Raw genomic sequence first — 14,399 nt, 5'->3', positions numbered from 1 at the left:
GTGTTACCCGTTAGCACCCGCGAATCCTGCCGAAAAGCACTTACAACTCGCTAATTATATCTCATTACGAGATGACCGACTTCCCCGACTACCTGGACGTCGACTACACGGACGGCGAAGGCGAGGACCCCGAGGACTACCCGACCATCGAGGACAAGATCGAGAAGGCCCTCGAGGTCGTCGAGACGGGCCTGCGCGAGTACGAGAACCCCGCCATCATGTGGACCGGCGGGAAGGACTCGACGCTCACGCTGTACTTCGTGAAGGAGGTCGTCGACCAGTTCGACCTGGAGATGCCGCCGACGGTGTTCATCGACCACTACCAGCACTTCGACGAGCTGATGGACTTCGTCGAGCGCTGGGCCGACGAGTGGGACCTCGAGGTCGAGTACGCGCGGAACACGGACGTCGGCGAGTACGTCGACGAGAACGGCCTCGAACCCGGCGACGACATCCCCATCGATGCGCTCTCCGAGCACAACCAGCACCACGTCCGGGACATCCTCGAATACGAGGAGGACACCTTCCCGTTCCTGCTGGACACGTACGTCGGCAACCACCTCCTCAAGACGGTCGCGCTGAACGACGCACTGGAGGAGCACGACATCGACGGCATCATCTCCGGTATCCGCTGGGACGAGCAGGAGGCCCGGGCCGACGAGACGTTCTTCTCGCCCCGCCACGACCCGGACATCTACCCGCCCCACGACCGCATCCAGCCCATCCTCCAGTTCATGGAGGCCGATGTCTGGGACGCGTTCTGGTACTTCGTCGTGCCGGAGACGGTCGCCGAGTACCCCGACGACGGCTACGTGCCGCAGTCGCTCGACGACCTCCCGAACGACCTCACCCCCGAGGACATCCCGGTCTCGCCGAAGTACTTCGAGGGCTTCCGCTCGCTCGGCTCCGAGGTCTCGACGGGCAAGTCCGCCGACGAACCGGCCTGGCTGCAGGACATGGCGAACACCTCCGAGCGCGGCAACCGCGCCCAGGACAAGGAGGACCTGATGGAGCGGCTGCGCGACCTCGGTTACATGTAAACGAGCTTTTTTCCGACTCGGGTGGCCTTCGGCCACCGGCTGGCGGCTCCGCCGCCAGCTATACATTTCTCGGCTCCGCCGAGAAATCGCTCGTCGCAAAAAACGTTCAGAAAAAAGGCCGGGCCTCGCTGCGCTCGGCCCGGTGAAACGCGCGCCTCCGGCGCGCGTATGCAGGCGGCGATTCCTGATCCACGAGCGCGGCCTATGTTGCCCGTTCCACCTGCCGACCCCAACGTGCTGGATAGCGAGTGGGCTGCGGCAGCCACCCATCGATTAATCGAAAATTGCACAGATTATGGCAAATTCTATGGATTTATCAGACACTCTTTGGAATAGTATCCTCTCTTATAGACCTACAATCTGCCAGACGCCCCTGCCCGGAACTCCCCGTGTTTCACACCGAGTGCGAGGCAGATGACGCCGAACACGACGGTCGACGGGAGGACCATCATCAGGATGGTGCTGGTGTCCATCGGGATGGGTGCGGCGACGAGGCCACCGATGCCGACCGCGATGATGGCGGCGAAGATTCCGGCCGTGACGGTCAGGTCGAACTCCATACCCCGTGTAGGCGCGAACCGGTAATGAGGATTGGTCCAGCGGGGAGGCCTGCCGATTCCCCGGCGATCAGTCGTCGGATGCCTCGGCACCGCCGGATCTGTTCTCGTCCTCGTCCTGCGGGCGGGTGAGATTCGCCAGCGTCACCACCAGTCCAAGGAGCCAGCCCAGCGGCACCGCGATGCCGAACCACATGAGGACGAAGGCGAAGCCCTGGAGTTCGAACTGCGACTCCAGCAGTTCCTTGAGTCCGATGGGCTGGAACACCTGGTTCAGCAGGACGATGGCGATCTGACGGCTCTGCGTGAACACGACGGCGCCGACCGCATCGGAGTAGAAGGCGGCCACCACCGGTGGGAGCAGGAGCGCCGTCACGCCGAACGGGTACGCCAGCAGCACCGTCGTCGCCCGGCCGCCCTTCGCCCAGAAGATGAAGGCGAGTGCCGACGAGACGACGGCGGTGACGCTCGCGACGAGGACGGCGATGAAGCCGACCTGCCCGAACCCGCCGTACGTTCTCACGATGGCCGTCAGTGCCCCCCAGATGACCGTCATCACGAGGACGGTGCCGCCCAGGCCGATGCGGGTGGCCAGACTGTCGAACCGGCGCGAGTAGAACCGGACGGCCACGCCGAGCAACATCAGGGGGTACAGCACGAGGACGACAGGGACGCCGAGGGCACCCCAGATGCGATACTTCGCCTTGTCACCGGTGGTGGAGGGTTTCCACTTGCCGAGCACCGAGTGCTGGGCGCCACGCTGGCGGGGGAACAGCAGTTCCATCCACGTCTCGTGCAACCGCTGCACGTCGAGACGGACGCCGTCGACGACGCCGTCGCGCTGCTCGGTCGACATGTCGGTGCGGTTGCGGCCGCCATACGTCAACCTTCCGCCCGTCGGTGTCGGGTCGGGACGGCCGCCCGATTCCGGCCGCTTACTCGCCCCAGGCTTCGGGAGCGAAGTCGGGATGGACCCGGCGATCGGTCTCCTCGATGCCGTCGATGGTGTCGACCTCCTCGTCGCTCAACTCGAGGTCCAGCGACTGCCAGTTGTCGACGACGTGGTCCTCACCCGTCGCCTTCGGGATGGCGGTGACGCCCTTCTCGCGGAGCCACGCCAGCGACACCTGCGCCTCGCTCACGCTGTGGCGTTCGGCGATGGTCGTCAGTTCGTCGACCTCGAACACCTGGCCGCGCGCGAGCGGGGAGTACGCGACCAGTTCGACACCGTTGTCCTCGGTGTAGCGCTGCAGTTCGCGCTGCTGGAGGAGCGGGTGCATCTCGACCTGGTTGGCGAACGGCTGTTCACCCAGCACCTCCGTCGCCTGGTCGAGGTGCTCGGGCTCGAAGTTGGAGACACCGATGCGCTCCACCAGCCCCTCGTTCCGGAGCTGTTCGAACGCGCCAAGTGTCTCCTCGGCGTCGTACTCGCGGGCGGGCCAGTGGACGTACAGGAGGTCGACGTAGTCGACCCCGAGGCGGTCGAGGCTGTCCTCGGTCGTCGTGATGACGTCGTCGTGGCCCAGGTTGTCGATCCAGACCTTCGTCGCGAGGAAGACGTCCTCGCGGTCCACGGCCGCCCGCTCGATGCCCTCGCCGACGGCGTCCTCGTTCCGGTAGGCCTGGGCCGTGTCGATGTGCCGGTAGCCGGTTTCCAGGGCCGTCGCGACCGTCTCCGCGCACTGGTCCGGGTCGTCGTTCTGCCACGTTCCGAGGCCGAGCATCGGCATGCCACGCGACTCCGGACCACCGACGCGCTGCTGTTGCTGGTCACTCATGTCGGTTCGAACTCCGACGCCGAGCCGAATAGCCGTTGGGGAACCGGACGCATCGACCTCGGGCGGCGCGAGAAGCCCTGACGCGATAGCAGCTCCGCCCGCTTACACGCCGGTCGAGTAGCGGAGGATGCCGGCGACGCCACCGAAGGCGGTCATCAGCTGTTCGCCCTTCTCGAAGTCGGTGGAGATGAACTTCGTCTCGGTGCCGCGCTGCTCGGCGATCTCGATGAGGTGGTCGATGGCGTCCTCGCGCTCTTTCACCTCGGCCTCGGTGCCGTTCTCGCACTCGTGCTCGGGTGTCTCGGCACGGCGGCTGACCGTCTCGAACTCCTCCTTCCCGCCGCAGTCGTAGACGACGACGTCCTGCCGGAGGTCCTCGGAGATGAGCAGGCGGTCGACCGACCCCATCATGAGGTTCTGCCGGGTCTGGGAGAAGCCGTAGGTGGCCCGCTCGCCGTCGTGGAGCTCCTCGAAGAACTCCTCCATCTGCCGCTTGTCCTTCATCACCTCGTGGTCGGCCAGTACGTCGCTGGCGGCGTCCACGAGGTCCTTGAGCCCGGATTCGTCCGTGTAGGAGACGTCGAACTTCCCGAGGACGAGGTCCTGGAGTTCGTGGTGGAGGTAGTCACCGTCGAGGAACTCGTCCTTCGTCGGCGAGGGGCCACCGACGAGAATGCCGTCCATCTCGTGGCGCTTCGGGACGAACAGGTCGTCGGCCATCCCCGCGACCTCCTGATAGAAGTTGTCGATGGCCTCGAGTCGGAGCCGGGCGAATCGCTGGGCGGACTGGCCACCTTTCCGCTGCTTGCCGGGGACCAGCGAGGAGGCGGACTTGACCGCCTCGACGCGCTTGCCCCGGAGCCAGCCGACGTTGGCCTCGCGCCGGTCGAGGACGACGAGGCCGAACAGGCCCTGGTCCTCGAGCATATGCTCCAGCGGCCCCGTGAGGAAGTCCGAGTCGCAGTGATAGCGGAACGACTCGATGGGCTGGGGCGGTGATTCCAGCGTCCGCGTTATCATCTCCGTTCGGCCGCCGCCGCTGTCGATGGCGCCCGAGAAGATGACCATCCCGTTCTCCGGTGGGTAGGTGTCGTAGTACTTCAACCGGTCCTTGATGCTGGTCAGCGCGTCCTGCACCGCGGTCCGGGTCTGCTTGGACTTGATGTTCGAGGCCTCCGAGTGCTCCTGGGTGACGTGCTGGGCGACGTCGCTGATCTGACGGTCCTCGGGGATGTAGATGCTCACTAGCTGCGTGCCCGACCCCTCGAAATCCTTCAGCTCCTCGATGACCTTCTTGAACTCGTACTTCTGTTTGTCCGACTGTTCGGCGTCCTGCTGACTCATTGTCGGTTCTAGGCCAATGGGGTGTAAGTAACTGTTGACAGTCCGAGGCACCGGCACGCGGTCCGGTCCCGGCAGTGAGCCGGCGCCCCGGACGTGTCCGCTCCCCCGCGGGCGGGTCGGAACCCGGCAATGGTGGGACAGTTTATTAAGGGGATAGCGACGTATTCACACCCATGGATATCTACGCCGTCGCCGGTGCGGACGGGGCCGGCAAGACGGCGACAGCGTTGAACGTCGCCGTCGCCTTCCGTGCCGGCGGCCAGTACGCCGCCGTACTGGATGCGGATCTCAGCGGGAACGTCGCCTCACGCCTCGGTATCGAGCCCGAACACACCCTCGACGACGTGTTCGACGGCGAGGCGACGATTCGCGAGGCGACCGTCGAGTACGAACTCTCGGGCGAGACGGTACCCGAGGCGGACCTCCTGGCCTACCGGGAAGCGCTCGCCGACGACCGGACCGCGTTCCGCGCCGGGGACGAGGAGTTCGCCGGCGTGGACGAAACGGGGTTCCCCGACATCGACACCATCCCCGTCATCGCGGGCTGGCCCTCCGACCGGCGCGTCGCAGCGGCCGACCCGAACGAGCTCGAAGACGTTCTCCAGGAGCTGGTGATGGCCTACGACGCCGTCGTCATCGACACGGGTGGGGAGTCAGTGGCGGCGACGGCGCCGGTGACGGTCGCCGACGGCGTCGCGGTCGTGACCTCACCCGACGAGTCCCACATCCAGACCTCCAACGCGACGGCTATCGAGTGCCAGCGCAACGGTGCCTCGCTCGTCGGGACCGTCGTGAACCGGGCCGACGAGCAGACGAACGTCAGGGACGTGACCGACGAGGTCGGCGTCGAGGCGGTCGGCGTCATCCCGGAGGACAGCCGGACGGCCGACCTCGAACCGGTCCGCTACAGCGTGCCCGATGCGCCTGCCGCGAAGGCCTACGACCGACTCGCCGACGGCCTCGAAGAGTGGAGCCGGGCTGTCGAGGCCGAGGCCGACAGCGCGGCCGACGGCGGCGGGCCCGGGGCGTCGGGGACAGGGACCGACCCGGAGACGGAGACGAACGATTCCGGCGAGGGCGACGGACACGGAGCGGACGACGAGAGCGACGAGGGAGACGACGGGCTACTCGGCCGATTCGGACTGGACTGACGCCGGCGGCCGCGAGCCGACCCGAAAGGAGTGTATTTTAAGTTCGGGTCGGATAACCTCAGAACATGCCAGCCGAGACGTACGACATCCTCGTGGTCGGTGGCGGGACGGCCGGCGCGTTCGCCGCAGCCACGGCTGCCCGCGAGGGTGTGGACGTCGCCATCCTCGAACGCAAGTCCGAGGAGGAGGCGGGGCACATCGCCTGCGGTGACGCCGTCAAGGGAACGTCGACGTTCCCCGACGTCATCGACCGCGAGCGACTCCGCCGGGAATCGTTCACGAACGACGGCATCCGGCGCGCGGTGTTCGAGAACCCACAGGGCGGCACGCTCGACATCCAGATGCAGGGGGATGGCGGCGCCGTTCTCGACCGCAAGCGCTACGGCGAAATCCTCCTCGAGGAGGCCGCCAAGGCCGGCGCGGACATCCACTACGACACCGTCGTCCAGGATGTCATCCAGAACGGCAAGGTCGAAGGCGTCAAGACCGCCTCGAAGGGGTCGGTCACCACCTACGAGGCCGACGTCGTCATCGACGCCGCGGGCGCGCTCTCCATCCTCCAGGACCGCACCGACCTGAGCGACCCCACCTTCGATACGAACGTCAGCTACTCGCAGTTCTGCTCGGCCTACCGCGAGGTCATCGAGGTCGAGGAACCGGTCGACTACCACGATGCGCTCGTGTTCAAGCCGACCGCGGAACTGGGCTACCTCTGGTACTTCCCCCGGACGAAGACGGAGATCAACGTCGGGCTCGGCTTCCAGATGAACAAGGACCCGATGAAGCTCGTGAGCGTCCTGCGAGACGACGTCCGCAACCGCCCCGAGTTCCAGAACGCCACCGTCAAGGACAAACTCGGCGCCGCGCTCCCGACCCGCCGGCCGTACGACTCCGCGACGGCTCCCGGCTTCATCGCCGTCGGTGACGCCGCGGCCCACGTCAACCCGACCACGGGTGGCGGTATCCCCGGCGCGGCGAAGGCCGGCCACTGGGCCGCACTCGAGGCCGTCGAGGCCATCTCCGAGGGCACCACGGACGACGAGGCTGCCTTCTGGGACTACAACCGCAAGGTCCAGACCGACTTCGGCAAGCGGTTCGCCGCGATGGACCTGTACAACATCTGGGGCGGCACCTACGACGTGGACGACCTCGTCAGCGTCATCTCGGCGCTACCGGGGCAGCAGATCGCCGACGTGATGGCCCGCGACGGGACCGCCTCGATGAGCCTGGGCCTCAAGCTGAAGACACTCGTCAGGACGTTCGGCCACTGGAGCACGCTGCTGGAACTCCGGAAGGTCAACGGCCTCGCGGCCGACCTCCGGGACATCTACGACGACTACCCCACCTCGCCGGACGGCTTCGAGGCCTGGCGCGACCGTCGGGACCAGGTGATGGACGAGCTGTACGAGATCACCGGCGCCGACCCCAAATACTGACGAGCAGTTCTCCCGCACCCTGCGTCCGTCTCCCGCGAGTCCACCACTCCGGTCGCTTCCTCGCGCGTGGTCTCACCCGGTCCACTCGCGAGACCTCCGGTAGCCGAACCGGGGTCAGTGCTCCAGCGACTCCGCGTAGGCGAGGTCCTCGGCGTCGGCCTCCCGAACCTCCTCGTCGAGCGTGATGGCCCAGCCGTGGAGAACCGTCGGGTCCTCGAGCGCGTTGGTCAGGACCGTGCGCACGTCGAGCACGTCGACGCCGTAGTAGTCCCGGGGGACGCCCTGGAAGTACTGGAGCGCCGTCCCGAAGAGCGAACGCATTCCCTCGTCGTCCTCGAAATCGAAGTGCTTGTACGCGCCCGCGGCGACCTGCACCATCCCGTGGAGGAACTTGCTCTCGGTGGAGCCGCGGCCGTAGTTGTACCATTCGTCCTCGAAGCAGTCGTGTGACTCGTGGAACTCGCCGCTGTTGTAGAGGCGCACGCCGTGGACCGTCGCCCGCCGGAGGGTCCCGTGCTCCCAGCGGCCGTCGTCGCGCCACCCCGTCGGGTCCCCGCGGGTCGGCGGGCCCACGGTCGGGTCGCGGGTGTGGTCGTCCATGCCTCGGCTTCCGCCGCGAGGGCTGTAACGGCGTCGGTCAGTATGCCCTCGCCGTTCGACAGTCACAACGAGCCGAAGCTTCTTGCCGTGGGGCACGTAACCATGGTTCATGGACGTTGACGCGACGACCGATACGGTCGAGTGCGAGCGATGCGGTGACGCCGTCGAGGTCGGCGTCCCCGGCGGTGAGCGGTGCGCGGACTGCGGTGCCTACTACTGTCACATCTGCGTCGACGACCTCGCGAGCCAGCAGTTGCTCGACGAACCCGAATGTCCGGCGTGTGAGGCCCGTCTCGTGGCCTGAGTCGCGGGACCCACCCCGCTCCGAATCGCTCAGAGGTCCCGCGCGATGTCGCGCAGCCGGTTGACTCGCTCGGAGCGGTCGCTGATGGCGTCGGGGTCACAGAACTCCCCGAGCCGGCTCGACCGGACCAGTTCCTGCAGGGGCTCCAGCGACCGGTCGGGCACCTCCACGGATTCGAGGTACTCGGCGGTTCGTTCGAGGTCGGCCGTCGACGCCTTCCGGCCACCGTCGGCGCCACCCAGTCGCCAGGCGAGGTCACGCTCGTCGTCGCCCCCTCGTTCCGGGAGCGTCGCCCCACCCGCGAGCACGAACGCCTTCGCCATCACGAACGGTACGACGTCCGGCCGTTCGTACTCGAGGTCGTCGACGAGCAGCGAGACCACCCGGTCGGAGAGTTCGAGCCGTCGGCGGCTGCTCTCGACCGCGATCTCGAGCAGGAGGTCGTCACGTGTCTCCAGGTCGGGGTCGCGGTAGAGGTGCGGGGGCTTGGTCATACACCACCGTACGCGTGCCAGCGGTTTCAGCGGCCCGGTTCTCGCGAGCCGGCGCCCGGACGTGACTGGCCTCCGCAACGGTTTTGCCCGGCAACGCCGGATTCTCCGATGCGCGCGGGGGTAGCCAAGCCTGGAAACGGCGGCGGACTCAAGATCCGCTCCTGTAGAGGTCCACGGGTTCGAATCCCGTCCCCCGCACGTCCAACGTGCGGAAGGTCGCCTCGGAGCGATCTTCCCCCGCATCATCCTACTGGAACCACCTGAGCCTGGAAACGGCGGCGGACTCGAAATTCGCTCCTGTAGAGGTCTCGTGAGCGTCGCCGGAGGCGACCGAACGAGACCTCGGAAGTCGCAGCCCGCACAGCGAGCGAAGCGAGCGAGCAGGAACGTCTTCCGGTGGTCCACGGGTTCGAATCCCGTCCCCCGCACGTCCAACGTGCGGAAGGTCGCCTCGGAGCGATCTTCCCCCGCATCACTCACCGCACCACCAGCGACAGGAGGGCGACCACGGAAACGGCCAGAAGCGCTATACGGCGTGGTGTTCGACGGGTGGGCATGCGAATCCGTGCGGCCGTCATCGTGGTCTCCGTGCTGCTCGTGGCGACGGCCGGCGTCCCGGCTGCGGCGGTCGTCCCGGAGCCATCGCAGGCCGGAACCGGCGGTCCACCGACCGCAGCCGACACAGGTTATATCGCCGTCGAGAGGCCGTCTACCGCCGGAACTGTCCGCCACACCGTCCGGCTGGCCGACCCCGGAACGGTCCGCGTCGAACTCGGTGTGGGCATCACGGAGCCGACCGCCGAGTTCCGGGTCACGCTCCCCGGCACCGTCGAGGTGACCGGAACCGACGGGTTCGACCGGGCCGACGGGGGGGCGTACGAGTGGGACGGCCGGACCGAGGACCCGACGTTGACCTACCGGGCACCGGTCAACCGGACGGTCGGGGAGAGTGTCAGGTTCGCCGCGACCGACGACTGGGCGCTGGTCGACATGACCGACTTCGACGCCGCGTACTCGTGGCGGAGTTTCGGCGAGACGAGTTACGAGCGGCAGTTCTCGGTGCCGAACGGCTATGCCGGGCGTGCGATGGCCTACCTCGGGGCCTACCGCGTGGCGAACACTTCCGGGGCAGGCCAGCAGTTCACCGTCGTTCACCCGACCGCCGTGGAGACGAACGCGACCGCCAGCGCGTACGCCGAGACCCTCGCGAGCATCGCCGGCACCATCCGGGTCGGCGCGCGCGACCCCACCGTGACGGCGTTCATCGCGCCACGGCCCATCGGCGTCGAGGGGGGCGAGGGCGGCGTGGGGGGCCTGGCGACCAGCGCGGATATGTGGATCGCCGCGGATGCCGCCACCACGGCCGGCGCGAACGGGGCCCGCGTCCACGAACCCATCTTCGTCCACGAGTACGTCCATACGCGGCAGAACTACACCCCGACGCCCGAGATGCAGTGGTTCACAGAGGCCAGCGCGTTCTACTACATGGCGTTGACCCCCTACCAGCGTGGCAAGGTGGACGAGACCCGATTCGACCGCCAGTTCCGGGTTCCGGACCGCTTCGGCGACACCGTGCTGACGGAGACGACCGGCGCCCAGTACCGGGCGTGGGCGACCCGCGGCGCCCGGACGCTGGCCGCACTGGACCGCCGTATCCGGACATCGACGAACGGGTCGCGGACCCTCCAGGACATCTTCCGCCGGTTGAACGCCCACGAGGGGAACGTCACGTACGCCGACTTCCGGTCGATGGTGGACGCGACGGCCGGCGAGTCACAGGCCGACTGGCTCGACCGCCACGTCGACGGGTCGGAGCCGGTCCCCGCGCCCGTCGCGGACGCCTACCCCGCCTCCGACGTGACCGTCGGCCCCGCAGGGACGGAGTGGCGCCGCGGCGACGAATGGGTCGCCGTCTCCGACACCCCGCTCCCCGCCGGGATACCGGTCCGTGTTCGCCACCCCGAGGTGGGCGTCGTGGTCCGGGCCGGGAACGGGACGACAGCGGTGAACGTCACCGGTAGCGACCCATCGACGGTCCGGTTCGCGGCCGGCGAGGCGACGCTGCGCGTCGAGACGTTCTACGGCCAGCAGTCGACTCGCCTCACCGTCGCCACCAGCGACGACGTGGACGGCGACGGCGTTACGAACGCCGCCGAGCTCGGCCAGGGGAGCGACCCCTACGACGCGAGCAGTTCGACGGCGACCCCCGAGCCCGGCCTGCTGGATGGTGACGGGAACGACGGGAACGGGACGGGCGGCGGTCCCGCGGTCCGGGACGGCCCTGGATTCGGCGTCACGAGAGCGCTCGCCGCGGGGACCGTCCTGTTGGTGTGGCAGCTGGCGCGGGCGCGACGACGGGAGTAGCATCGGGAATCCCCGCGTCAGAGGGCCATAAATCAATAATTGGAGATATTATCATAGTATCTCCAGAATATGGCATACATCTCACAGATTCGAGCGAATCAATCATCCAGCAGCCGGAAGGCGAGCAGTGCCGGAACCGCGAAGCCGAACGCGTTGAGTGCGCCGTGCCAGCGGACCATCGTCCCGATGCCGACCAGCGCGTCGCTCGGACGGAACGCGGAGTAGCCGTAGGCCAGCGCGAGCGCCATCGAGGCGAACAGCGTACAGCACGCGACCGCCAGCAGCGTCGCCGGTACCCGCGGAAGCCGGGGCACGGCCCGGCGGAGCGCGACGGCGGCGAACACGGCCACCGCCACGGTGAACAGTGCCACGGCGACGACCTCCAGCAGCGGCGAGAACGTGATTCCGACTGCGATGAGCGCGATGTTCCCCACGAGCACCAGGAGCGCGGCGGCGGCCAGCCGACCGACGGGCCCCTCGAACCCCCCGTCCGCGTCGACGACGCGCGCGGTCAGGCCGGCCGTGAGCGGGAGGACGAACCCGGCGTAGTGGTAGTGGACAGCCGTCAGCAGGACGATGATGGGCTCGAAGCGCAGGAAGAGGCCGGCCCGGTGCAGGACCAGCGCCACCGCGCCGACCGGGACGTAGAGCAGCGCCGCGGTCACAGACAGTTCCGGTAGCGAGTCGAGTCCCCGTTCGCGGAGCCGCGAGAGTCCGACGACAGCGATAGTGCCGGTGACGGCCAGCCACGGGAGCGCCAGTAGGACGGAGACGGGCGACCCGACGGGGAGCGCGAGGGCCGCGACGACTGCCAGCGCAGCCGGGAACGAGGCGACGATGGCACCACGGGCAGCCAGCACCCCGAGTCGGGAGTCCGGCGACGACACCTGGCCGAGGCCGAGGGGGACCAGCATCAGCACCGCCAGTGCGACGAACCGGTCGACGGCCGAGAGCGCGGCCGAGCCAGTGACGCCGAGGAGGACGGTCGCCAGCCAGACGAGCGCGCCGGCACCCGCGGTCAGGTCCGTCACCCGGTAGCCGCCAACCCGGAGCCGCTGGCTCGCGATGGCCCCGTCGCGACGGCCGTACTCCGCCGCGCTCACGGCTCGTCCACCTCCGTGGCGTTCGGCGTCTCGGACGCTGCCCCTGCGGGCGTGGCACCGTCACGGAGGTAGTCTCCGAGCCGCCAGAGCGACGCCTCGGTGGTGTCGAACGCGGTCACGTCGTTGTCGGCCACGGTGTTGTCGAGCGTCGTGGCGCGGTACTGGTCCAGGCCGACCGGAACCCCGGGCACCCGGTCGAGGACTGCCGCGCCCAGCCGCGCGACCGGCATCGGCACGGGGAGGACGAGCGGGTCGTCGGCGACCATCGCGAGAACCGCCGCGAGCGTGAGCCGCTCGGGCCCGCCGAGTCGATAGGTCGCGCCGACGTGTCGGGCGTCGGTGACGCCGCTCGCCACCATCGGTGCAAGGTCCCCGACCCACATCGGTTGCAGCCGCGTCCGCCCGCCACCGGGGAGCGACACTACCCCGAACCGGGCCAGACGCTCGAGGAAGGGGAGGAACGCACAGCCGTCGCCGAACACCACTGACGGGCGGTAGATGGTCCAGTCGAGGCCCGACTCGCGGACGGCTCGCTCGGCCCGTCGCTTCGCGCGGAAGTAGGCCGTCTCCACGCCGTCGTCGACGCCGAGGCCGGAGAGCTGGACGAACCGGTCGACGCCGGCGGCCTCGCTCGCCCGGAGCAGGTGCCGGGTCCCGCCGAGATGGACCGCCTCGTGGCTGGCCCGCGGCTGGACGTGCGAGGGGAGCGCGACCAGGTTGACGACGGCATCGTGGCCCGCGACGAGCCCCCGGAGGTCGCTGTCGGTCACGTCCGCCCGGGCCCGCACGACTGCGTCGGGCAGCGACACGGCGTCGGGCGAGCGCGAGGCGGCGGTCACACGGTGTCCCCGGTCGGCGAGGACACGGCAGACCGGGCGCCCGACGAAGCCGGTGCCGCCCGCGACGAGGACGTCCATACGCGGGCGGAGGACCGCGCCGGGGTAAAACACCGGGGCAGGTCCGGCCCACGGCGATCGGACGGGCCGGTGCGCTCCCGGGGCACAGGTCCGGAACGCTGAAACACCGGGCGCGCCGGTCTCCGGACATGGCCGCGACCGAGCGGTTCGATATCGATGTCAGCCCGGAGCGAGCGTGGCTCGCGACGTTCGCGGCAGCGGTCGTCGCGTTCGCCGCGGGCGCCGTCGCCCTCCCCCGCCTCGTCTGGGACCGCTTCCTCTGGCACTACTTCTGGGGCCCCGTCTTCGCGGACGCGCAGGGCGCCCGCTGCGCCGTGATGACCGACAGCGGCCCGGACCTGCTGTTCCGGGAGACCCGCTGTAGCGCCGCCCGCAACGCCGGCAGTATCGTCGCCGAGCCGGGCTACACGCTCGTCTCGGAGGCCGGCTACGCCATCACGCTCATCTTCTTCCTCATCGGGGTCCTCTACCTGCTCCGGTACCTGGAGGTGGGTGAGTCCCTGGACCTGTTCTTCGCGCTGACCCCGTTCATGTTCTTCGGCGGCGCGCTCCGCGTCGTCGAGGACGCCAACAACGCCGCGCTCGAGGCGGGTGTCGAGAGCCTGCTCTCGTACCCGGCGAACACGCTCATCATCAGCCCGGTCATCTACTTCACCGTCTTCGCGGTGACGCTGGCGGTGCTGGTCGCTGGTGTCGCGCTGGACCGGCGCGAGGTCGTCGAGAGCTACCACCGCTTCGTCTTCGCCGTCGGGAGCCTCGTGCTGCTGGCGACGGCAGGTTTCCTGTTCTGGTTCGTCCCGACGCAGATCGCCCCGGAGATTCCAGGCGTCGGGTTCTACCCGCTGATGACCATCGTCACGCTGGTGCTCGCGGCGGTCCTCGCGGTCGTCATCTACGCGGGCGCCGAGCGCTACGCGCCCGTCATCAACGAGGGGACCGGCCGCGCGGGACTCGTCGTCCTGTTCGGGCACGCCGTCGACGGCGTGGCGAACGTGCTGTCGGCCGACTGGCTCGACTACATCGGCGTCCCCGTCGAGTACGGCTCGAAGCACCCGGTCAACCGCATCATCGTCGATATCACACAGTCGGTCCAGCCGGAGTGGCTCTCGACCGCCATCGGCACCTCGTGGCCGTTCCTCGCGGTGAAGCTCATCGCCGCCACCGCGGTCATCTACGTCTTCGACCGGCGTATCTTCGAGGAGAGCCCACGGTACGCGGTCCTGTTGCTCGTGGCCATCCTCGCGGTCGGGCTCGGCCCGGGGAGCCGGGACATGCTCCGCGCGACGTTCGGCATCTGAGGCGGGCCGCCCG

General features: G+C 68.5%; 14 protein-coding genes and 1 tRNA gene. 7 read left to right on the top strand and 8 right to left on the bottom strand.

The window, feature by feature from the left end:
- The first annotated feature begins 71 nt into the window (after positions 1-71).
- Positions 72-1,040, top strand: a complete 969-nt coding sequence (locus NL115_RS15625; RefSeq protein WP_254830266.1) for a phosphoadenosine phosphosulfate reductase family protein — start codon at positions 72-74, stop codon at positions 1,038-1,040.
- A 353-nt stretch (positions 1,041-1,393) separates the two neighbouring features.
- On the opposite strand, the gene NL115_RS15620 is transcribed toward NL115_RS15625, so the two are convergent.
- The 4 genes from NL115_RS15620 to prf1 form a co-directional block, all read right to left on the bottom strand.
- Positions 1,394-1,600 carry a DUF7333 family protein gene (locus tag NL115_RS15620; protein ID WP_254830265.1) on the bottom strand — a complete coding sequence of 69 codons (207 nt, stop codon included), beginning with the start codon at positions 1,598-1,600 and terminating at the stop codon, positions 1,394-1,396.
- 67 nt (positions 1,601-1,667) lie between these two features.
- The gene (locus NL115_RS15615; protein ID WP_254830264.1) at positions 1,668-2,453 is read right to left on the bottom strand and encodes a hypothetical protein; all 786 of its coding nucleotides are present in this window, start codon (positions 2,451-2,453) and stop codon (positions 1,668-1,670) included.
- Positions 2,454-2,532: 79 nt separating this feature from the next.
- A complete protein-coding gene (locus tag NL115_RS15610; protein ID WP_254830263.1) occupies positions 2,533-3,375 on the bottom strand; it encodes an aldo/keto reductase in 843 nt (280 codons plus the stop codon).
- Between the two features lie 102 nt (positions 3,376-3,477).
- Positions 3,478-4,719, bottom strand: coding sequence for a peptide chain release factor aRF-1 (gene prf1 / locus NL115_RS15605; protein WP_254830262.1), 1,242 nt, complete (start codon positions 4,717-4,719; stop codon positions 3,478-3,480).
- Positions 4,720-4,892: 173 nt separating this feature from the next.
- Here prf1 and NL115_RS15600 point away from each other — a divergent pair, with 173 nt between their 5' ends.
- Both NL115_RS15600 and NL115_RS15595 read left to right on the top strand, forming a co-directional pair.
- Complete coding sequence (locus NL115_RS15600) at positions 4,893-5,870, top strand: MinD/ParA family ATP-binding protein (protein WP_254830261.1); 978 nt, start codon at positions 4,893-4,895, stop codon at positions 5,868-5,870.
- Positions 5,871-5,935: 65 nt separating this feature from the next.
- Complete coding sequence (locus tag NL115_RS15595; RefSeq protein WP_254830260.1) at positions 5,936-7,306, top strand: geranylgeranyl reductase family protein; 1,371 nt, start codon at positions 5,936-5,938, stop codon at positions 7,304-7,306.
- Between the two features lie 114 nt (positions 7,307-7,420).
- Here the strand turns inward: NL115_RS15595 and NL115_RS15590 are convergent, their stop codons facing one another.
- Positions 7,421-7,906 (bottom strand): DUF309 domain-containing protein, encoded by a 486-nt coding sequence (locus NL115_RS15590; protein ID WP_254830259.1) that lies wholly within the window; start codon positions 7,904-7,906, stop codon positions 7,421-7,423.
- Positions 7,907-8,015: 109 nt separating this feature from the next.
- On the opposite strand from NL115_RS15590, the gene NL115_RS15585 reads away from it, so the two are divergent.
- Positions 8,016-8,210, top strand: a complete 195-nt coding sequence (locus NL115_RS15585) for a hypothetical protein (RefSeq protein WP_254830258.1) — start codon at positions 8,016-8,018, stop codon at positions 8,208-8,210.
- A gap of 29 nt (positions 8,211-8,239) precedes the next feature.
- Here the strand turns inward: NL115_RS15585 and NL115_RS15580 are convergent, their stop codons facing one another.
- A complete protein-coding gene (locus NL115_RS15580) occupies positions 8,240-8,704 on the bottom strand; it encodes a hypothetical protein (protein WP_254830257.1) in 465 nt (154 codons plus the stop codon).
- Between the two features lie 114 nt (positions 8,705-8,818).
- Here NL115_RS15580 and NL115_RS15575 point away from each other — a divergent pair.
- Both NL115_RS15575 and NL115_RS15570 read left to right on the top strand, forming a co-directional pair.
- Positions 8,819-8,902: transfer RNA gene (locus NL115_RS15575), tRNA-Leu, on the top strand.
- Positions 8,903-9,259: 357 nt separating this feature from the next.
- Positions 9,260-11,068 carry a M61 metallopeptidase family protein gene (locus tag NL115_RS15570; RefSeq protein ID WP_254830256.1) on the top strand — a complete coding sequence of 603 codons (1,809 nt, stop codon included), beginning with the start codon at positions 9,260-9,262 and terminating at the stop codon, positions 11,066-11,068.
- 98 nt (positions 11,069-11,166) lie between these two features.
- Here NL115_RS15570 and NL115_RS15565 read toward each other — a convergent pair whose 3' ends face one another.
- Together NL115_RS15565 and NL115_RS15560 are read right to left on the bottom strand one after the other, a co-directional pair.
- The gene (locus NL115_RS15565) at positions 11,167-12,171 is read right to left on the bottom strand and encodes a YndJ family transporter (RefSeq protein WP_254830255.1); all 1,005 of its coding nucleotides are present in this window, start codon (positions 12,169-12,171) and stop codon (positions 11,167-11,169) included.
- Positions 12,168-13,088 carry a complex I NDUFA9 subunit family protein gene (locus tag NL115_RS15560; protein WP_254830254.1) on the bottom strand — a complete coding sequence of 307 codons (921 nt, stop codon included), beginning with the start codon at positions 13,086-13,088 and terminating at the stop codon, positions 12,168-12,170. Before NL115_RS15560 ends, NL115_RS15565 begins: the two co-directional genes overlap by 4 nt.
- 128 nt (positions 13,089-13,216) lie before the next feature.
- Between NL115_RS15560 and NL115_RS15555 the strand changes: the two genes are divergently transcribed.
- Positions 13,217-14,386, top strand: coding sequence for a DUF63 family protein (locus NL115_RS15555; protein ID WP_254830253.1), 1,170 nt, complete (start codon positions 13,217-13,219; stop codon positions 14,384-14,386).
- Positions 14,387-14,399: the final 13 nt, after the last annotated feature.

The organism is Haloglomus salinum, from assembly GCF_024298825.1.
GTDB classification, from domain to species: Archaea; Halobacteriota; Halobacteria; order Halobacteriales; family Haloarculaceae; genus Haloglomus; species Haloglomus salinum.
Note: the sequence above shows the minus strand (reverse complement) of the source record. Positions and strands in the feature narration are given on the sequence as shown.

What these genes read in the sequence shown, in the direction of transcription:
- NL115_RS15625 (WP_254830266.1), top strand. Translation starts at nt 72, where the DNA reads ATGACCGACTTCCCCGACTACCTGGACGTCGACTACACGGACGGCGAA.
- NL115_RS15620 (WP_254830265.1), bottom strand. Translation starts at nt 1,600, where the DNA reads ATGGAGTTCGACCTGACCGTCACGGCCGGAATCTTCGCCGCCATCATC.
- NL115_RS15615 (WP_254830264.1), bottom strand. Translation starts at nt 2,453, where the DNA reads ATGTCGACCGAGCAGCGCGACGGCGTCGTCGACGGCGTCCGTCTCGAC.
- NL115_RS15610 (WP_254830263.1), bottom strand. Translation starts at nt 3,375, where the DNA reads ATGAGTGACCAGCAACAGCAGCGCGTCGGTGGTCCGGAGTCGCGTGGC.
- prf1 (WP_254830262.1), bottom strand. Translation starts at nt 4,719, where the DNA reads ATGAGTCAGCAGGACGCCGAACAGTCGGACAAACAGAAGTACGAGTTC.
- NL115_RS15600 (WP_254830261.1), top strand. Translation starts at nt 4,893, where the DNA reads ATGGATATCTACGCCGTCGCCGGTGCGGACGGGGCCGGCAAGACGGCG.
- NL115_RS15595 (WP_254830260.1), top strand. Translation starts at nt 5,936, where the DNA reads ATGCCAGCCGAGACGTACGACATCCTCGTGGTCGGTGGCGGGACGGCC.
- NL115_RS15590 (WP_254830259.1), bottom strand. Translation starts at nt 7,906, where the DNA reads ATGGACGACCACACCCGCGACCCGACCGTGGGCCCGCCGACCCGCGGG.
- NL115_RS15585 (WP_254830258.1), top strand. Translation starts at nt 8,016, where the DNA reads ATGGACGTTGACGCGACGACCGATACGGTCGAGTGCGAGCGATGCGGT.
- NL115_RS15580 (WP_254830257.1), bottom strand. Translation starts at nt 8,704, where the DNA reads ATGACCAAGCCCCCGCACCTCTACCGCGACCCCGACCTGGAGACACGT.
- NL115_RS15570 (WP_254830256.1), top strand. Translation starts at nt 9,260, where the DNA reads ATGCGAATCCGTGCGGCCGTCATCGTGGTCTCCGTGCTGCTCGTGGCG.
- NL115_RS15560 (WP_254830254.1), bottom strand. Translation starts at nt 13,088, where the DNA reads ATGGACGTCCTCGTCGCGGGCGGCACCGGCTTCGTCGGGCGCCCGGTC.
- NL115_RS15555 (WP_254830253.1), top strand. Translation starts at nt 13,217, where the DNA reads ATGGCCGCGACCGAGCGGTTCGATATCGATGTCAGCCCGGAGCGAGCG.